Here is a 20293-nt window from a genome sequence, read left to right on the forward strand (position 1 = left end):
AGTCGTATGTAAAATTAAAGAATTGAAGAATTAAAAAATTTAATAAGGCCCCGCTTCACGAAGAGTGAAAGTGGGGCTTCCTTTTTAGAACATGAAAAGAATAGCGATACAAGGCATTACGGGGTCGTTTCACGACATAGCCGCCCATCAGTATTTCGAGGGCGAGCAGTTGCAGTTGATTTGTTGCAACACCTTTGAACAAGTGTTCGAGAGTGTGCGCCAGGATCCCACCGTCATTGGTATGGCAGCCATCGAGAACACCATAGCCGGTTCGCTGCTGCACAACTACGAGTTGCTGCGCGACAGTGGCACCACCGTGGTGGGCGAGCACAAGTTGCACATCACCCACTGCATCTGCTGTCTGCCCGAGGATGACTGGGACACCATCACCGAGGTGCACTCGCATCCCGTAGCTCTGATGCAGACGCGCCACTACCTGGAGCATCACCCCACGTTGCGCATCGTTGAAGGCGATGACACCGCTGGATCTGCCAAGATGATTGCCGAAGGACACCATCGCGGATGGGCTGCTATCTGTCATGCCGAAGCAGCCAAGCTCTATGGATTGAAAGTACTGGAAAACAGCATCGAGGACAACAAGCACAACTTCACCCGCTTCCTGGTGTGCTCCATGCCTCAGAAGGCCGACATGCTGCGCCCACTCGTAGAGAGCAACAAGGCCAGCATCGTCTTCTCGTTGCCCCACGAAGAGGGTTCGCTCTCGGCTGTGCTCGCCATCTTGTCGTTCTATAAGATAAATCTGACAAAAATCCAGTCGCTGCCCATCATCGGTAAGGAGTGGGAGTATCTGTTCTATGTCGATGTGACCTATAGCGATCTGACCCGCTATCGTCAGGCAGTAGATGCCATTATACCCCTGACGCGCGACTTGAAAATTCTTGGAGAGTATAGGGCGATTTGAAGGATTGAAGGATTGAAAAATTGAAAAATTGAAGGATTGAAAAATTGAAAAATTGAAGGATTGAAAAATTGAAGAATTGAAATAGTATATGGAAACAAAAGAAAATACAGGTAGTGAAGAAATTGGAAAGGAGAAGAGAACTTCAACTCTTCAATCTTTCAATTCTTCAATTTTACCAGCCGACAGGCTGAACTTAGTACAGGAGTACTATTTCAGTCGTAAGCTGAAAGAGGTAGCTCAACTGAATGCAGAAGGCAAGGACATCATCTCCCTGGCTATCGGCAGTCCCGATATGCCGCCTTCGAAACAGACCATTGACAAACTTTGTGAGGTGGCCAACGAACCCACCGCCCACGGCTATCAGCCCACGATGGGCACGCCGGAGCTACGCGAGGCAATGGCCCGATTCTATAAGCGTTGGTACGATGTGGATATTGACGGAAAATCCGAGGTGCTGCCACTCATCGGCTCGAAAGAAGGCATTCTGCATGTCACACTGGCTTTCGTGAACCCAGGCGACGAGGTGCTGGTGCCTAATCCCGGCTATCCAACCTACACTTCGCTCTCGAAGATTCTGGGCGCTAAGATTGTGAACTATAATCTGTGCGAAAACAACGAATGGCAGCCCGATTTCGACGAACTGGAGAAAATGGACCTCACGCGTGTAAAGATCATGTGGACCAACTATCCCAATATGCCTACGGGCGGGCGTGCCCAGCGAGCCACCTACGAGCGATTGGTACAGTTTGCCAAGCAGCACAACATCGTGGTGGTGAACGACAATCCCTACAGCTTTATTCTTAGTGAAGAGCGACTCTCGCTGCTGCAAGTGCCAGGCGCCAAGGATTGCTGCATAGAGTTCAACTCCATGTCGAAGAGTCACAACATGCCAGGATGGCGTGTAGGTATGTGTGTGTCTAATGCGCAGTTCATACAGTGGATACTGAAGATCAAAAGCAATGTGGATAGTGGTACCTTCAGAGGTATTCAGCTGGCTGCTGCCGAGGCTCTCAACAACGATGAGTGCTGGCACCGCCAGTACAACATAGAGACCTATGCCTGCCGACGACAGTGGGCAGAGAAGATTATGGATGCACTCGGCTGTACGTATGACAAGAATCAGGTGGGCATGTTCCTCTGGGGACGCATACCCGACAGCATCGAGAACGTTGAAGACCTGACCGAACGCGTGCTCCATGAGGCTCGTGTCTTTATTACACCAGGCTTCATCTTCGGATCTAATGGCGAACGCTACATACGTATTTCGCTGTGTGCCAAAGAGGACAAGATAAAACAAGCGCTTCAAAGAATTGAAAAATTGAAGGATTGAAAAATTGAAGTTTTTCATGTGATGAAAGAAATTGTGATTGCAAACTTGAGCATGGATTTTGCACTGAGAATAGTAAACTTGTACAAGTATCTGTGTGATGACAAGCAGGAATATGTAATGTCAAAGCAGTTATTGCGTAGTGGTACTAGTATCGGAGCAAATATCGCGGAAAGTGAGCATGCGCAAAGTAAAGCAGATTTTCTATCGAAGTTATACATATCATTGAAAGAAGGAAATGAAACGAAGTATTGGTTGACACTGTTATACAAAGCTTCATACCTAACAGAGAATGAACATGAATCGATGATGAAGGATTTGCGTATTATAATAGGAACATTAGTAAATACAATAAAGAAAACAAAAGATAACGTTATGGAGGAGAATTGAAAGATGAAGAAAGATTGAAAAATTGAAAGATGAAGAAAGATTGAAAAATTGAAAGATTGAAAAATTGAAGGATTTCAATTCTTAAACTTTCAATTCTAAAAAAACTTCAATTCTTCAATTCTTCAATTCTTAAATTCTAAAAAAACTTCAATTCTTCAATTCTTAAATTTTAAAGAATATGGAACTAGAATTATCACCATTGAATTTGCCAAGTGACAATGAACGTCCTTTCGTGATTGCAGGCCCCTGTTCTGCTGAGACCGAGGAGCAAGTGATGACTACAGCAAAACAACTGGCCATGAAAGGCTGCCATAACTTCCGTGCTGGTGTGTGGAAGCCTCGTACCAAACCCGGTGGCTTCGAAGGGCATGGTGAACCCGCACTGAAATGGTTGAAGCAGGTAAAGGATGAAACAAAGATGCTGGTTTCTACCGAGGTGGCTACCCCCGAACATGTAGAATTGGCTTTGAAATATGGCATAGATATTCTCTGGATTGGTGCTCGCACATCTGCAAACCCCTTTGCCATGCAGGCACTGGCCGACTCGCTTCAGGGCGTCGATGTGCCAGTGTTTGTCAAGAACCCTGTGAACCCTGACCTTGAGCTTTGGATCGGAGCTCTGGAACGTCTCAACCAGGCTGGCGTAAAGCGTTTGGGAGCTATTCATCGTGGTTTCTCTTCCTACGACAAGAAGATATATCGCAATATGCCTATGTGGCAAATACCTATTGAACTGCATCGCCGCATCTCCGAGCTGCCCATCATCTGTGACCCATCTCACATTGGCGGTCGCCGCGAACTGATTGCACCACTCTGTCAGCAAGCTATGGATTTGGGCTTTGATGGACTTATTGTTGAAAGTCATTGCGATCCCGACAAAGCGTGGAGCGATGCTGCTCAGCAGGTGACTCCTGATGTGCTTGACTACATTCTCTCTCTGTTGGTTGTCCGCGACGAGCACACCACCACGGAAGGAATACAGCAGTTGCGCAAGCAGATTGACGAACTTGACAACCAGTTGATGGACCTCTTGGCCAAGCGTATGCGCGTATGTCGTGAGATTGGCCAGTATAAGAAAGAACATAACATGACTGTGCTGCAGACGTCACGCTATAATGAAATCTTGGCCAAGCGCGGTGCGCAGGGCTCGCTGCTGGGCATGGGTGCCGACTTCGTAGCCAAGGTCTTCGAGGGCATTCACGAAGAGAGTGTACGTCAACAAATTGAAATTATTAATAAGTAAGACCCACCCCCCAGCCCCTCCCTAGAGGGAGGGGAGTGGTTACTTCTGAAATAATAAAAACTTAATCAAGTAGAATACCCCGACAAAACATTCTACTCCCCTCCCTCATAGGGAGGGGGCGGGTGAGAGTCTTTTTTATGAAAATATTAGTTATGGGAGCAGGAAAGATGGGGAGTTTCTTCATCGACCTGCTGAGCTTCGACCATGAGGTGGCTGTTTTCGAACGCGATGCCAAGCGTATGCGTTTCACTTACAACTGCCAACGGTTTACTACCTACGAGGAAATCAAGGCCTTCGAGCCGGAATTGCTAATCAATGCAGTGACACTGAAATACACCATTCCTGTGTTTAAAGAGGTGATACCTTATCTGCCCAAAGAGTGCATCATCAGTGATATCGCCAGTGTGAAGACAGACCTGAAAGAATTCTATGAACAGACGGGCATGCGCTATGTTTCCACGCACCCCATGTTTGGACCAACGTTTGCCAACCTGCAGCAACTCTCCGAGGAGAACGCCATCATCATCCAGGAAGGCGACTGCATGGGGCGTTGTTTCTTTAAAGACCTTTACAACAAACTGGGACTCAATATCTATGAGTACACCTTCGAGCAACACGACAAGACGGTGGCATACTCACTGAGCATACCCTTTGTCTCAACCTTCGTCTTTGCCGCTGTGATGAAGCATCAGGATGCACCAGGCACCACTTTCAAGCGACATATGCGCATTGCCAAAGGTGTGCTGAACGAAGATGACTATCTGTTGCAGGAAATACTGTTCAATCCCTATACACACGATCAGGTGGCGCAAATACGCACAGAACTGAAAGAACTGCTTGAGATTATTGATCAGAAAGATGCTGATGGCATGAGGCGCTATCTCAACAAGATTCGTGATAACGTGCGAAGAGATATCGAGATAAAGCAATAGTTTTTTTACTCAAAATAGAATGAAAGATTCGTCAGGAATATGATGGGTCTTTCATTTTTTTTAGTACCTTTGACTGCGTCGCGCTCAGCGCTTTGCGACGCTTATTCGAGTGGAACGAGTCTTAAGAAGGTACTTGCACTCGAAAGAAAAAATAAAAAGCGAGCTTTTATTTTGTTCTTTGCTCGTTTATTCGTACCTTTGCAGCCGAATTCGAATTTAAACAATTGTTTTAGGAATGAATATTTCTTATAAATGGCTGAAAGAATACGTTGATTTCGACCTTTCGCCGCAGCAGGTATGTGATGCGCTGACCTCTACGGGACTTGAAGTTGACGCTCTTGAAGAAGTGCAATCCATACGTGGTGGATTGAAAGGGCTTTATGTGGGCAAGGTGCTCACTTGCGAAGCGCATCCTAATTCTGATCACTTACATGTAACAACTGTTGACCTGGGCAAGGGCGAACCTTCGCAAATCGTGTGTGGAGCCCCCAATGTGGCTGCTGGTCAGAAAGTGATTGTGGCAGACTTGGGGTGTGTGCTCTATGATGGCGACCAGGAGTTTGTTATCAAGAAATCAAAATTGCGTGGTGTTGAGTCGAACGGCATGATTTGTGCCGAAGATGAAATCGGAATAGGCACCAGTCACGATGGTATCATCGTGTTGCCAGAGAATGCAGAGGTGGGTACGCCCGCAGCAGAATATTACAATCTGGAGAGTGACTGGCTCATCGAAGTGGATATCACAGCCAACCGTGCTGATGCGCTCTCGCATTGGGGCGTGGCCCGCGACCTTTATGCTTGGTTGAAGCAGAATGGTTACGAGACAAGCCTGCATCGTCCTGGCGTTGAAGATTTCAAAGTTGATAATAACGACCTGCCCATTGAGGTGGAAATACAAAACACGGAGGCTTGTAAACGCTATGCCTGCGTGAGCATTTCTGACTGCGAGGTAAAAGAGTCGCCCGACTGGCTGAAAAATAAGTTGACCACTATAGGTCTTCGTCCTATTAATAATATTGTGGACATCACCAACTATGTGATGATGGCCTATGGTCAGCCTCTGCATACCTTTGATGCCGATATGGTAAAGGGACATAAGATCGTGGTGAAGACGATGCCTGAGGGAACTCCATTCATCACTCTCGACGGTGAGGAACACAAACTTTCTGAGCGTGACTTGGCAATTTGCAATGCTGAAGAACCAATGTGTATCGCTGGCGTGTTCGGCGGAAAGGGAAGTGGAACCTATGAGACCACAAAGAATGTCGTGTTGGAGAGCGCCTATTTCCATCCCACGTGGATTCGTAAATCGGCTCGCCGTCATGGGCTTTCTACTGATGCCTCGTTCCGTTTTGAGCGTGGTATTGATCCCAATGGCATTATCTATGCGCTGAAGCAGGCTGCTCTGCTCTGTAAAGAGCTGGCTGGTGGAAAGGTGTCAATGCAGATTTGCGACATTTATCCAGAGAAGATAGATAACGCTGTAGTTGACTTGAAGTATAGCTATGTGCACAATCTGGTAGGTAAGGACATACCCGTAGAGACCATCAAGAATATTTGCGAGACACTGGAGATGAAGGTGCTTGAGGAAACAGTTGAAGGTCTGAAACTGGAGATTCCTGCTTATCGTGTGGACGTGCAGCGCCCCTGCGATGTGGTAGAAGATATCCTCCGCATCTATGGATATAATAACGTGGAGATTCCCACACAGCTGAAGTCAAGCCTCGTCATTAAGGCAGAAGAAGACCGCAAGCACAAACTGCAGAATTTGGTTTCTGAGCAGTTGGTGGGTGCTGGTTTCAATGAGATTCTCAACAACTCACTGACCAAGACTGCTTACTATGCTGAGAATGACACGGTGGTGAAAATTATGAACCCACTGTCAAGTGATCTGGGAGTGATGCGACAGACCTTGCTTTATGGTGGATTGGAGAGCATTGAGCACAACGTGAAGCGTAAGAATGCAAACCTGCGTTTCTTTGAGTTTGGCAACTGCTATTTCTACGACCCCGAGAAGCATGACGAGGACAACCCGATGCAGGCCTACAAGGAGGAGAACTTCATGGGTATCTGGGTGACAGGTAAGCGCGTAGAGGGCTCTTGGGCGCATCCTAACGAGGATAGTACTTACTTTGAACTGGCTGCACACGTGCAGAATATTCTGAGCCGTATAGGCATGAAACAGGGTCTGATGGTGCAGAAGAAGAGTGAGAATCCTAACTTCTCTGCTGGTATCGTCATAGAGAATCGTGGTGGCAAGAAACTCATCGAGATGGGCATCCTGTCAAAGAAACTCTTGAAGCAGTTCGACCTGCAGCAGGCTGTTTACTTTGCTGAGCTCAACTGGACACAGCTCATGAAGGCAACGAAGAAGAATGAGGTGACGTTTACAGAGATTTCTAAGCATCCTGCTGTTAGTCGTGATCTGGCTCTGCTGGTCGATAACGCCGTAGAATTTGCCCAGATTGAGCAGATAGCTCGTCAGACGGAAAAGAAATTACTGAAGAAAGTGGAGCTCTTCGACGTTTATGAAGGCAAAAATCTGCCAAATGGCAAAAAGTCTTATGCAGTAAACTTTATTCTTCAGGACACTGAAAAGACTATGAACGACAAGCAGATTGATGCTGTCATGCAGAAGTTGATTGCTCAGCTGAAGAAACAGTTAAATGCAGAGCTTCGGTAATTATCAATTGTCAATTATAAAATATCAATTATAAAAAATGGGAAGAGCATTTGAATATCGTAAAGCTACAAAGCTGAAGAGATGGGGCCACATGGCCAAGACATTTACTAAGATTGGTAAGCAGATTGCTATCGCTGTAAAGGCTGGTGGTCCTGAGCCCGAGAACAACCCAGCACTGCGTGCTATCATTGCCAACGCTAAGCGTGAGAACATGCCGAAGGACAATATCGAGCGTGCCATCAAGAATGCAATGGGTAAGGACCAGAGTGACTATAAGGAGGTGACATATGAGGGATATGGACCTCATGGAATTGCAATCTTTGTGGAGACACTGACCGACAACACCACTCGTACTGTGGGCGACGTTCGTTCGGTGTTCAACAAGTTCAATGGTAATCTGGGCACTCAAGGATCATTGTCGTTTTTGTTTGACTATAAGAGTGTGTTCACCTTCAAAAAGAAGGATGGATTGGACATGGACGAGATGATTCTCGATTTGATTGACTATGGTGTAGAGGACGAGTATGACGAGGATGAGGAGGAAAACAGCATTACTATCTATGCTGACCCTTCAAGTTTCAGCGCCGTGCAGAAACATCTGGAGGAAAATGGCTTCGAAGTTACAGGTGCCGAGTTTACTCGTATTCCTAACGACTTGAAGGAAGTGACACCAGAGGAGCGCGAAACTATCGATAAGATGATTGAGAAACTTGAGGACTTCGATGACGTTCAGACCGTTTATACCAACATGAAACCTGAGGAGGCATAAGTGTTGTGGTAAGTCCATCAAAAATAGCGGAGCTTCTTTCTTAAAGCTTCGCTATTTTTGATTTGTTTTTAACGTTATTATGTACGTTCTTTTGTTGAAAACAGACTATTTGAAAAAGATTTCGCTGTTATCTTTTGCTATTGCTTGTTTTTGAGGGTTGGCATTGATAATCAGTTATTGATAATCTTTCTTAATGATCGTTGTTTCGAAAAGAATGCTGTCTGGATTGTTCAAATGTCGATAGACGTAGTGGAAACTATAACCCTTTTCACGGTGTACCTTGTATTTGGGTTCTTGTCTTAACTCGTTGACAAGCGCTTGTCGAAGTTGATTAGTGGGAATGGCAAAGTCACTGATGCGGAAATATTGACTCTGTGTATGTGTGGTTTTGTCGAATACAATGCTGTCAAGATACATCGTACTTTCTGTATTCAGCGGCATCGGACACTTGGTCTGAGTAAATTCTTTGTTTTCTCGGGCAATACGTTCTTCTAAAGACTCCTGACAAGATACGAAGATGATGCTTAAAACAGCAAGTGATAGAATATGCTTCATATTTGTAACTGTTTTGATTTTTTTTGATTGCAAAATTACGAAAAAAAAGTAAAAATGCGGTTAGTTTGATGTTTTTTTTGTACTTTTGCAGTTTAAAGAGAAGAACATCATAATGAAGAATATCAGAAATTTCTGTATCATCGCACATATAGACCACGGTAAATCAACCTTGGCCGACAGATTATTGGAGCGCACAAAGACTATTCAGGTAACAGAAGGACAAATGCTCGACGATATGGATCTTGAGCGCGAACGCGGCATAACAATTAAGAGTCATGCCATCCAAATGGAATATGAGCGTGATGGAGAAAAATATATTTTGAATCTGATTGATACTCCGGGACACGTGGATTTCTCGTATGAGGTGTCAAGAAGCATTGCTGCTTGCGAAGGTGCTTTGCTTGTAGTCGATGCTACACAGGGCGTGCAGGCACAAACAATATCAAACCTCTATATGGCTATTGATAATAATCTGGAGATTATTCCTGTTATCAACAAGATTGATATGCCCAGTGCAATGCCTGATGAGGTCGAGGACGAGATTGTAGATTTGATAGGTTGTAATCCTGAAGATATTATTCGAGCCAGTGGAAAGACGGGCGAGGGTGTTGATGATATTCTTAATGCTGTAGTTGATCGTATTCCTCATCCAGAGGGTGATGAGAAAGCACCGCTGCAAGCTCTGATTTTCGACTCAGTGTTTAATTCTTTTAGAGGTATTATTGCATACTTTAAAATAACAAACGGTGTTATTCGTAAAGGCGATAAAGTAAAGTTCTTTAATACCGGAATGGAATACGATGCTGACGAGGTGGGCGTCTTGAAGATGGATATGATACCCCGGAATGAGCTGCGCACTGGCGATGTAGGCTATATCATTAGTGGAATAAAGAATTCGAAGGAAGTGAAGGTGGGTGATACAATCACTCACGTAGAGCGCCCATGTGAGAAAGCTATTGAAGGATTCCAAGAGGTGAAGCCAATGGTGTTTGCCGGCGTTTATCCTATTGATCCTGCTGACTATGAGAATTTGCGTGCTTCGTTAGAGAAGTTACAGTTGAATGATGCCTCGCTGACGTTTCAGCCAGAGTCTTCGGTAGCTTTGGGTTTTGGATTCCGTTGTGGTTTCCTGGGCTTGCTCCACATGGAGATTGTGCAGGAGCGACTGGATCGTGAGTTTGACATGGATGTCATTACCACGGTGCCAAACGTGTCTTATATGTGTTATACAAAGCAGGGGGAGGTGAAGGAAGTCCACAATCCATCAGGATTACCCGACCAGACACTTATAGACCATATAGAGGAGCCGTACATCCGTGCTTCTATTATAACGGCAGCAGACTTTATCGGTCCTATTATGACGCTATGTCTGGATAAGCGTGGCGAACTGCTTGATCAGCAGTATGTCAGTGGAAATCGTGTAGAGTTGCATTTCATGTTGCCTTTGGGCGAAATCGTGATTGACTTCTATGATAAGTTGAAGAGTATCTCTAAAGGATATGCATCTTTCGATTATCATATAGATTCATTCCGTCCATCCAAACTAATCAAACTTGATATCCTTCTCAATGGCGAACCTGTGGATGCACTTTCGACATTAACTCATCAGGATAATGCAGTGACTTTCGGGCGCCGTATGTGTGAGAAACTGAAAGAGCTAATTCCGCGTCAGCAGTTCGATATTGCCATACAGGCAGCTATCGGTGCAAAGATTATTGCACGCGAGACAGTTAAGCAAGTCCGTAAGGATGTGCTGGCCAAGTGTTATGGCGGTGATGTAAGCCGTAAACGTAAGTTGTTGGAAAAGCAGAAACGTGGAAAGAAACGCATGAAGCAAATTGGTAATGTTGAGGTGCCCCAAAAGGCATTCTTGGCAGTTTTGAAACTAGACTAAAGACAATCTACTAGAACTATAATTAAAGAAAGGAGTAAAAGAAACAATGCCAACGAACCTAAGTTTAACAACCAGAGACGTAGCCCGCGAGTTAGCGCGTCGTTACAGTACGATGACCCACGATGAACTTGACATCTTGGAGAGTATCCTTGTGCCCATGAAGTTCTCTAAGGGCGAGAAAATCCTTGATGAAGGGCAAGTGTGCCGCCACATCTTTTGGATCGTAAAAGGTCTTGTGCGTCAGTTCTACTACAAGAATAACAAAGAACTGACCGAGTATATGGCTACAGAGAACACCATTTGTATGAGTATTGAGAGCCTGTTTAAAGAGACTCCATCTATGCAGATTATTCAGGCTTTGGAACCAACAATCATCTTTGCTATCCCGATGCACGAACTGGAGATGGCTGCTATGAAGAGCGTAAACATCCAGATGCTTTATCGAAAGATATTGGAAGAATCGCTTATCATCAGTCAACAGCATGCAGACATGTTGCGTTTTGAGAGTGCACAGGATCGCTACCAGAAATTGGTAAAGACAGCCCCTCAATTGGTATTGCGCGCCCCTTTGGTATATATTGCAAGCTATCTGCAGATGACCCCAGAGACACTGAGTCGAGTAAGAACGGCTACACTGTTGAATGGATAAGTGCCAGCAGACTGAAAGATACGTATAATCAAAGAAAGATAGCAGAGTCCAATCATAAAAGCATAAGCCGCGAAAGTTTACTATGACTATCGCGGCTTATGCTTTTTTATGAGTGAGAAGGCGTCAATTCCACGTGGTTACGCTGTCTCTTATTTGTAAAGGTATCGTTTGATACTCTTTTTAGGCGTCTTTTCAAATTCCTCTTCTCGTATTTCTACTTCTGAAATCTTCTCGTAGGCAGGCAGCTGTTCATTGAGGGTTTGACGATTTTGTTCCATAATTCCCATCAGGTCCTCCTTCGTAAAGTTCATTGCCTTTGCCTCTTCCAAGTCTGGGTGTATCAATGCTACCAACTTAGTATCGCGTTGTACTACAATGCTCTCTACCACCATGGTCATGGAGTTCAACTTGTCTTCAATCTCCTCTGGGTAGATGTTTTGACCGTTAGCACCCAGCAGCATGTTCTTTGAGCGTCCGTTGATAAAGACATTGCCTTCATAATCCATTGTGCCCAGATCACCAGTGTGGTACCAACCATCCTTGTCGATGGTCTCAGCTGTTGCCTCAGGATTCTTATAGTAGCCAAGCATCACATTCAGTCCTCGAGCCAATATCTCGCCAGGGATGTGTTCCGGGTCGGGTGAGTCAATCTTCACTTCCATGTGGAGCACAGCTTTGCCGCATGAACCCGGTTTGAAGTCGTGGAAATCTTCGTAGCAGATGATGGGCGCACATTCTGTAGCACCATATCCTACGGTGTAGGGGAAGTTGATGCGCTTCAAGAACTGCTCTACTTCCTGATTGAAAGCAGCACCTCCAATGATAACCTCATACATTTCACCACCAAAGGCCTTCAACACTTCTTTGCAGATCATGTCACGCACTTTAGTTGAGATGATAGGCATTTGTAGCAGCAAGCGCATGCGGTTGTTCTGAATCTTGGGGAATACCTTCTTACGAATAATCTTCTCGATGACCAATGGTACAGCAATAATAATCTTCGGCTTGACATCAGCAAAGGCCTGTGCGATAATGGCGGGCGAAGGTGTGCGGTTCAGATAGAACACATGACAACCATGCAGAAATTCGAATAAGAATTCAAAAGCCATGCCATACATGTGGGCCATTGGCAGGATAGAGATGATGTTATCGCCCTTTTTTATGGTGTTGCCAAGAACGTTCTCTGCAAAATCGTAGTTAGACCATACGGCGCGATAGGGTATCATTACACCTTTAGAGAAGCCTGTGGTACCGCTGGTATAGTTGATAAGTGCCAACTCGTCTCCATTCTCCTCATGATAATAGTGAACATGTTCTTTACGGAAATACTTTGGAAATTTCTGTCCGTAGAGTGCGTTCAGATTCTCGCGGGCATAGGTCAGCTTTTCAGAGCGCGATACAATGAGCGAGTAGTCGGTGTTTCGAATGATGCCTTCCAATCCGGGCATCTGCTCTGGATCGATAGTTCCAGCCACATGATCACCGGCAAACAGCAGTTTTGCATCCGAGTGATTCACTATGTTATGAATCTGGTCTGGCATGAACTCGTGCAGAATGGGTACTGCTATTGCACCATAGGTTAGTGTGGCAAGGAAAGCCACTGCCCACTGACTGCTGTTGCGGCCGCAGAGCGCAATCTTGTCACCCTTCTTGACACCAGAGTTCTCAAATAGTATATGTACCTTTTCAATTTTACGAGCGACGTCATGATATTGCAGCGTCTGACCCTTATAGTCAGTAAGTGCATCAAGATCCCAATTGTCAAGGATGCTTTTTTCAATGAGTTCGTTAAAACTTGGTATGTGTTCCATAATTGTATTTTATTCTTGGTATAGGTATCTTTTAATGCTCTTTTTAGGAGTCTTCTGGAATTCTTCCTGACGCAATTCGATAGCGCTGATGCGGCTGAATGGTGGTAAGAGTGCATTAAGATTCTCGCGATTCTGCTCCATGACGGCTTCTAATTCATCTTGGCTGAAGTTTACAATCTCGTCTTGGTCGGGATAGACCAATGCTATCAGCTTGTCGCCACGCTGTATGACCAGACATTCGCTAACCATTGGCATCGAACTGAGCTTGTCTTCTATTTCCTCAGGATATACGTTTTGTCCACTTGATCCGAGCAGCATGTTTTTGATTCGTCCACGTATAAAGATGTTACCTTCGGCATCCATCGTACCCAGGTCGCCGGTATGATACCAACCATCCTTGTCAATGGCTTGGTTAGTTGCTTCTTCGTTCTTGTAGTAGCCCAGCATCACGTTTTGTCCGCGGGTGATAATCTCGCCAGGAATGTTAGCGGGATCATCACTCAAAATGCGTACTTCCATGCCGTCAACGGGACGTCCGCATGAACTTGGCATAAACTCTGTCCAATCGCAATAGCTGATAAGTGGTGCGCATTCTGTGGCTCCATATCCTACGGTGACGGGGAAGTTGATGTTTATCAGGAACTCTTCGACTTCTTTTGAAAGTGCCGCTCCGCCCACAATCACTTCGTAGGCACGACCACCAAAAGCAGCATAAACTTGTTCGTAAATGCGGTGTTTTACTTTTTGCGAAACGATAGGCATTGCCATCAACAACTTCATGCGGTTGGTCTGTATGACGGGGAATACCTTCTTGCGAATAATCTTCTCGATGATAAGTGGCACCGAGACGACCAAGGTGGGTCGTATGTCTGTGAATGCCTTTGCAATGAGCGAAGGTGAAGGAAGACGATTGAGGAAGAATAGGTGACAGCCATTGCAGAATCCAAAGATGAATTCTACGGCCATGCCATACATGTGAGCCATTGGAAGGATGGATAGCAGAGGGTCGCCCGGTTTTACTAACTTGCCTAGGCGGTTGATGCAAAACATCAAATTGCCCATGATTGCACGATAGGGCAGCATGACTCCTTTTGAGAAACCTGTCGTTCCGCTGGTGTAGTTGATGAGTGCAAGCTCGTCATCGCTATCCTCATGGTAGTTTATGTCTTCCTTACGGAAAGCTCGTGGATACTTACTGCCAAACATCATGTTGAGATGCTCGCGGGCATAGGTTAGTTTTTCTGAGCGTGATAGCATCAGTGAGAAATCGGGCAGGTTGACGATACCTTCCAGCTGGGGCATCTCGTCGGGATTGATTTCTTTAGCTACAAAGTCACCAACGAACAGCACGCGCGAACCCGAGTGGTTCACGATGTTATGTATCTGTTCTGCGTTGAACTCATGAAGAATTGGAACTGCCACTGCGCCATAAGTCAGTGTGGCAAGGAAAGCTACTGCCCAGTGGGCTGAGTTGCGTCCACAAATGGCTATTTTATCACCTTTCTGTATATTGCAACTTTCAAATGCAATATGCAATTTCTCTATTTTTCGAGCTACGTCATGAAATTGAAGGGTGGCTCCTTGATAGTCTGTTAAGGCGTCTTGATCCCAGTATTTGACAATAGTCTCTTGTACGTATTTGTTAAAACTTGAACAGTTGTCCATTGCACAATTTTCGAAATTTTGTGCAAAGGTACATTATTTTCTGCACATTCCAAAATTTTTTGTGCAGTATTTTGTTTTTATGCAGGTTTTATTTCTGTTAGGTTTGAAATAGAACAAATAATAGGAAATATTGAGTTTGGATTCCTATTCGTACCTCATTGAGCGAGCTGGATGGATTCTTGATACAAGATAGCTGGGAGCAATCAGCACGAGAACACTGATTATCAGTGTAGCTATGTTGAGTGCAATGATGATGGGGATGTTTATTTCCATTGGTGCTTCATTGACATAATAGGTTTGAGGATCCAATGAAACGAAGCCGGTTTCTATTTGCAGGACTACGATGCCAAGACCTATGATGTTGCCCCAGAGCAGTCCTCTTCCGATGATAAAGGCGGCAAACCACAAGAAGGTGTGTCGGATGGTGCTATTGCGTGCACCCAAAGCTTTCAGTATGCCAATCATCTGTGTGCGTTCCAATATGATTATCAGTAGGCCGCTAATCATAGTAAAACCTGCTACAGCTATCATGAGAGCAAGGATTATCCACACGTTGATGTCGAGTAAGCCTAACCATGAGAATACCTGTGGATAGGCCTGCATGATGGTTTGGGCAGCCAGTGTCTGCTCGTCCTTGTCGTGTGTCTGGTTTGCTATCTCGGCTATTTGTGGAAATGTGTTCTCTAATTGTGTGAAGTCGTTGACCAGAAGTTCTGCTCCCGAGCATTGATCCATGCGCCAACCATTCAGTTTGTTGGTGGCATAGATGTCTGTCAGGCAGAATAAATCATCGAAACGCTTCATGTTTGTTTGGTAGATACCCTTGATAGTGAAGCGGCGTGTCTTGATGTCGTCGTTGTTAATGAAATAGGCAAACAGTCGGTCGCCGACATTCAAATGTAGTTTGTCGGCCATCGTTTTTGAAATGACCAGTGGGTATTTCGATGTGGAATCACAGAAAATGGGAAGTTCTCCCTCTATCATGCACGCTTTCAGAAACTGTGTGTCGTATTCTGAACCGAGTCCTTTCAGCATAACTCCCATGAAGTCGTCATCTGTTTTTAGGATGCCTTGTGTGTGGGTATAGCGCTGAATATGGCGTACTTCGCTGACCTGACCGAGTGCGTTTGTCAGGCTGTCGCCAAGACAAATGGGAAAGTTGCCAGCTTGTGTGTAGGCAAATATGTTCTGTATTTGAATATGGCTGCCAAAGCCAGCCACCTTGTCGCGAATGGTATGTTTGAATCCCATCACTACACTAACGGTCACAATCATGACTGCCAATCCTATGGCAACGCCAATGGTGGCAATACGAATCGCTGGACGACTGACCTTCTTTCTGTCGCCCTTCTCGTCGTAAATATGACGCGCAAGAAAAAGTGGGAGATTACTCATTCACTCTGCCAGGATAGGCTTCCAATGCTTTCTGTAGCACAACCAGTGCCTTTGTCAGGTCTTCTTTTTTCAGTACGTAGGCTATGCGTACTTGGTTGATGCCTGCTCCGGGGGTGGTGTAGAATCCGGCTGCGGGTGCCATCATCACCGTGGCGCCTTCGTATTCAAATTCGCTCAGGCACCAACGGCAGAACTTTTCACTGTCGTCCACAGGTAGTTTTGCTACGGTGTAGAATGCTCCCATGGGGATTGGCGAATAGACTCCAGGTATGCGGTTCAGTCCATCTATCAGACATTTACGCCGTTCAACATACTCATCGTAAACATCACGATAGTAGTCTTCAGGGGCATCCAGTGATGCTTCTGCCACAATTTGTCCGATAAGGGGAGGAGAGAGTCGCGCCTGACAAAACTTCATGACGGCTGCGCGGACCTCTTTATTTTTGGTAATAAGGGCGCCAATACGAATTCCGCATTCAGAATAGCGCTTAGATACCGAATCAATCAAGATGACGTTCTGCTCGATGCCTTCCAGATGACAGGCGGAAATATAGGGCGAACCGGTGTAGATATACTCACGATAAACCTCGTCGGAGAAGAGGTACAGGTCGTATTTCTTCACCAAGTCGCGGATTTGGTTCATTTCGCGACGGGTGTAAAGGTAGCCTGTGGGGTTGTTGGGATTGCAAATCATGATGGCGCGCGTACGCTCATTGATTAACTCTTCGAACTTCTCTACCTTGGGTAGCGAGAAGCCCTCCTCAATGGTGGTTGCTATGGTGCGTATCTTTGCGCCAGCCGAAATGGCAAAAGCCATGTAGTTGGCATATGCTGGCTCTGGTACAATGATTTCGTCGCCAGGATTCAGACACGACATGAATGCAAAGAGAACAGCCTCGCTACCGCCACTTGTGATGATGATGTCATCGGCTGTGACGCTGATATTGTATTTGGCATAGTAGTTCACCAGTTTCTCGCGATAGCTCAGATAGCCCTGCGAGGGCGAATATTCCAATATGTTGCGGTCGATAGTTTTCAACGCATCCAATCCCACTTGTGGCGTGGGCAGGTCGGGTTGACCAATGTTTAGATGGTAAACGTGTGTACCTCTTTTCTTTGCGGCAGCAGCCAAAGGGGCCAATTTCCTGATTGGCGATTCAGGCATTTCAAGTCCGCGTACTGATATCTCAGGCATCTTCTAATAGAAATTTTTTTGTTTCAATGTGCAAAGATACTAAAATAGTCCCAAAAAAGTCATGCGTAAACAGATTTTTTGTGTTTTGATGAGTAAGTTTTTGTGAAATCATTCATTTTTGAATGCGATTGGTGTTGTTCTGGTGTGTCGCTGTGCATCTTTTCTATGGCTTTAAGCTTAGACGAGACGAAGCAATGCTTCTCAGCTTTCAAACGATTGGTATGATGGTGCAAAACGATAACTATTGTGTCGTCAAACTGGTAGAATTGCGCCGTGAAACGGCATGAAATATGATTTTAAACAAGAAGAGTTGTGAAGCTAATAAAAGCGTATTGGAAATTATCAGATAAAATTTGCTTATATCGGATTTTATGTGTACTTTTGCGCATTCAAAAACTTAAAGGTATGAACTTCGAAGAAATGCTTAATGCATCAGAAAAATCGGCTGTTGGAAAAGAGCAACTGCCTATTGGCGTGTTGCGTAAACAGCAGGTTGATGGTAAGTATAGAAACATTGTGACTGTCAGACAGGACTTAGCAGATAACAGTTCTTTCTGTGCTTCTCTGCAAGAGGATCAGCACTACAGTTCGCGACTGAACCTGTCGCAACAGATGCATTTTGAGATTCAGTCAATGGCGCATGGTTGCTGCGAGCTGGGGCTTGAGGCAGGAACGTATCAGACCTTGGAGCGAATTTTAAGAGAAGATCCATCGGTGGTGGCGCGAAAAGGGTTTATGGACGATCTTACCAATCAACTGATGGATGCCGCCAAGCGCCTGCATCAAGATGGCGTTTTCTACTGGTGCTTTGCACCCAGCAACATTTTGCTGGCTAAGGGGAGCTCACATCCGATGCTGATGTGTCATGGCTCGTTCTTTAAACCAACAGATTTGGCAGCTCTTTATCAAGGGAGTGAATCTTTCGTAGCACCCGAAGTCTTGCAGACTGGTCATGGGGATGCCCGTAGTGATGTGTATTCACTGGGCATGTTGCTACAGAAAATCTATGAGAATGGAGACATGCCTATGGGGATGAAGACCGTGGTGAAGAAAGCAGTGAGCGAAGATTCTAAGGCTCGTTATGCGTCAGTCGAGGCAATGGCAAACGACTTGAAAAAACGTAATAGCATACACCAGTCGTTGCTCTTGTCGCTGGCTGCAGTTGCTTTGACCTTGGTGTGCGTTTGTTTGTATTTTGATTTCACACCACAAACTGAGAAAATAGATTTCGTAGAGCAGACCTCTCAGCAAGACAATGACGAAGAATGGTTTGGCGATGAGAACTTCGATCCGGAAGCGGAGCTGTCTGGTGACCCCGACTCAGCCAATGTGGATGGCGACACACTGTTTACAAAAGAGGAGAAAAAACGACTCGATGAATACCAGGCTAAGGCTGAAGACATCTTTAAAAAGCAGTTTGAGCGTCAGGCAGACCGCATTCTCTCTAAGGTTTACAGCAACGAGCGTATGGGGGCGGAGGAAAAAGTCTTTGTGGCTGGCAGCAAACAGCTGATGGAAGAACTGATAGAACAGCAGACCAAACTGGGTGGCGAAGCAGGATTGAGTCCCGAACGAACAGGTCAGCTGGCCAACGAAATCATCAATCGTCTGACGAAGGAAAAACAGAAAACCCTTACAAAGAAGGGAATACAAAAATAAAAATTAATTTATTAACTGGAAAACAAATGGCAATGAGAAGTAGAACCGCTACATGGTTTGAGTGCAAAATACGCTACGAGAAAACTATGGAAGACGGCATGCAAAAGAAAGTAACAGAGGCTTATGTGGTAGATGCGCTGAGCTTTAGCGAGGCTGAAGAGCGCATTATCGAGGAAATGTCTTCATATATCAGTGGCGAATTCACCGTGACCGACATCAAAAAGGCACCTTATGGCGAGATATTCTTCAGCGATCAGGAAATGGCCGACAAGTGGTATAAGGCAAAACTGCAGTTTATTACAATCGACGAAAAATCTGAGAAAGAGAAAAAATCGACCGTCAATTATCTGGTACAGGCGGGCTCATTTAATGGTGCTGTGAAGAATCTTGACGAGGTGATGGGCGGCACAATGATTGACTATACCATTTCCAGTGTCGCTGAAACACAGCTGATGGACGTTTACGAACATACGGGTAAGACTCAGAAAGACGATAAGCCTGAATTTGAACAATAGTTTCGTTGCTATGTATCCGGTAAGAGAAAAACTGAACGAGGTGCGCCAGTCGCTGCCAAAAGGTGTGCGACTGGTGGCCATTAGTAAGTTTCACCCTGTCGATTTTATCACCGCAGCCTATGACGAAGGGCAACGTGTATTTGGCGAGAGTCATGAGCAGGAGTTGGCACAGAAAGTGAACACACTGCCCAGCGACATCGAATGGCACTTCATTGGACATCTGCAAACCAACAAGGTGAAATATATTGCCCCCTATATCTCGATGATAGAAACAGTAGATTCTGTGAAATTGCTGCGCGAGATTGAGAAGCAAGCTGCTAAGTCGGAAAGGAAGGTGAAGGTGTTGTTGGAACTGCATATCGCAGCAGAGACCACCAAATATGGTTTTACACTTGAGGATTGTCGGCAGATGTTGGCCGACGGCGAGTGGCGACAGATGACTCATGTGCAGATTTGCGGTCTTATGATGATGGCTTCAAATGTCGATGACGAGGCACAGATTGCACGCGAATTTGACACTGCTGCTCACTTCTTCGACGAGGTGAAAATGCAGTATTTTGCTGATGACGATGCTTTCTGCGAACGTTCGTGGGGCATGAGCGACGATTATCACATTGCCGTAGCACACGGCAGCACGATGGTTCGCATAGGCACAACCATCTTTGGACCCAGAATTTATTGATTGTTTT

The 20293-nt window shown here is 45.4% G+C and carries 17 protein-coding genes; 12 read left to right on the forward strand and 5 right to left on the reverse strand.

Features of this window, described 5'->3' with window-relative positions:
* Positions 1-91 precede the first annotated feature (91 nt).
* From L6472_RS04955 to L6472_RS04985, 7 genes are all read left to right on the forward strand, one after another.
* Complete coding sequence (locus L6472_RS04955; protein WP_237807533.1) at positions 92-922, forward strand: prephenate dehydratase; 831 nt, start codon at positions 92-94, stop codon at positions 920-922.
* Positions 923-1091: 169 nt separating this feature from the next.
* Positions 1092-2252: a pyridoxal phosphate-dependent aminotransferase gene (locus tag L6472_RS04960; RefSeq protein ID WP_237807978.1), complete on the forward strand. Its 1161-nt coding sequence runs from the start codon at positions 1092-1094 to the stop codon at positions 2250-2252.
* 21 nt (positions 2253-2273) lie between these two features.
* Positions 2274-2639 carry a four helix bundle protein gene (locus L6472_RS04965; RefSeq protein WP_237807980.1) on the forward strand — a complete coding sequence of 122 codons (366 nt, stop codon included), beginning with the start codon at positions 2274-2276 and terminating at the stop codon, positions 2637-2639.
* A 178-nt stretch (positions 2640-2817) separates the two neighbouring features.
* Complete coding sequence (locus tag L6472_RS04970; RefSeq protein WP_237807534.1) at positions 2818-3882, forward strand: bifunctional 3-deoxy-7-phosphoheptulonate synthase/chorismate mutase type II; 1065 nt, start codon at positions 2818-2820, stop codon at positions 3880-3882.
* 137 nt (positions 3883-4019) lie between these two features.
* Positions 4020-4814, forward strand: coding sequence for a prephenate dehydrogenase/arogenate dehydrogenase family protein (locus L6472_RS04975; RefSeq protein ID WP_237807535.1), 795 nt, complete (start codon positions 4020-4022; stop codon positions 4812-4814).
* Positions 4815-5049: 235 nt separating this feature from the next.
* Complete coding sequence (gene pheT / locus L6472_RS04980) at positions 5050-7497, forward strand: phenylalanine--tRNA ligase subunit beta (protein ID WP_237807536.1); 2448 nt, start codon at positions 5050-5052, stop codon at positions 7495-7497.
* 37 nt (positions 7498-7534) lie between these two features.
* Positions 7535-8266 carry a YebC/PmpR family DNA-binding transcriptional regulator gene (locus L6472_RS04985; RefSeq protein ID WP_237807537.1) on the forward strand — a complete coding sequence of 244 codons (732 nt, stop codon included), beginning with the start codon at positions 7535-7537 and terminating at the stop codon, positions 8264-8266.
* A 174-nt stretch (positions 8267-8440) separates the two neighbouring features.
* On the opposite strand, the gene L6472_RS04990 is transcribed toward L6472_RS04985, so the two are convergent.
* Entirely contained in the window at positions 8441-8821 is a 381-nt protein-coding gene (locus tag L6472_RS04990) for a hypothetical protein (RefSeq protein ID WP_237807538.1), read from the reverse strand.
* Positions 8822-8933: 112 nt separating this feature from the next.
* On the opposite strand from L6472_RS04990, the gene lepA reads away from it, so the two are divergent.
* Positions 8934-10715 (forward strand): translation elongation factor 4, encoded by a 1782-nt coding sequence (lepA, locus tag L6472_RS04995; protein WP_237807539.1) that lies wholly within the window; start codon positions 8934-8936, stop codon positions 10713-10715.
* Positions 10716-10761: 46 nt separating this feature from the next.
* Positions 10762-11364: a Crp/Fnr family transcriptional regulator gene (locus L6472_RS05000; protein ID WP_237807540.1), complete on the forward strand. Its 603-nt coding sequence runs from the start codon at positions 10762-10764 to the stop codon at positions 11362-11364.
* 149 nt (positions 11365-11513) lie between these two features.
* On the opposite strand, the gene L6472_RS05005 is transcribed toward L6472_RS05000, so the two are convergent.
* From L6472_RS05005 to L6472_RS05020, 4 genes are all read right to left on the reverse strand, one after another.
* Positions 11514-13175 carry an AMP-binding protein gene (locus tag L6472_RS05005; RefSeq protein WP_237807541.1) on the reverse strand — a complete coding sequence of 554 codons (1662 nt, stop codon included), beginning with the start codon at positions 13173-13175 and terminating at the stop codon, positions 11514-11516.
* 9 nt (positions 13176-13184) lie between these two features.
* Positions 13185-14840, reverse strand: a complete 1656-nt coding sequence (locus L6472_RS05010; RefSeq protein WP_237807542.1) for an AMP-binding protein — start codon at positions 14838-14840, stop codon at positions 13185-13187.
* A gap of 144 nt (positions 14841-14984) precedes the next feature.
* A complete protein-coding gene (locus tag L6472_RS05015) occupies positions 14985-16235 on the reverse strand; it encodes an FtsX-like permease family protein (protein ID WP_237807543.1) in 1251 nt (416 codons plus the stop codon).
* Complete coding sequence (locus tag L6472_RS05020) at positions 16228-17430, reverse strand: pyridoxal phosphate-dependent aminotransferase (RefSeq protein WP_237807544.1); 1203 nt, start codon at positions 17428-17430, stop codon at positions 16228-16230. The genes L6472_RS05015 and L6472_RS05020 overlap by 8 nt, the downstream gene beginning before the upstream one ends.
* A 405-nt stretch (positions 17431-17835) precedes the next feature.
* On the opposite strand from L6472_RS05020, the gene L6472_RS05025 reads away from it, so the two are divergent.
* The 3 genes from L6472_RS05025 to L6472_RS05035 are packed head-to-tail and all read left to right on the forward strand — an operon-like array spanning position 17836 to position 20286.
* Positions 17836-19089, forward strand: a complete 1254-nt coding sequence (locus L6472_RS05025) for a hypothetical protein (protein WP_237807545.1) — start codon at positions 17836-17838, stop codon at positions 19087-19089.
* A 32-nt stretch (positions 19090-19121) separates the two neighbouring features.
* A complete protein-coding gene (locus L6472_RS05030) occupies positions 19122-19604 on the forward strand; it encodes a DUF4494 domain-containing protein (RefSeq protein WP_237807546.1) in 483 nt (160 codons plus the stop codon).
* Between the two features lie 10 nt (positions 19605-19614).
* A complete protein-coding gene (locus tag L6472_RS05035; RefSeq protein ID WP_237807548.1) occupies positions 19615-20286 on the forward strand; it encodes a YggS family pyridoxal phosphate-dependent enzyme in 672 nt (223 codons plus the stop codon).
* Positions 20287-20293 lie beyond the last annotated feature (7 nt).

Source organism: Prevotella sp. E13-17, from assembly GCF_022024035.1.
GTDB lineage: Bacteria > Bacteroidota > Bacteroidia > Bacteroidales > Bacteroidaceae > Prevotella.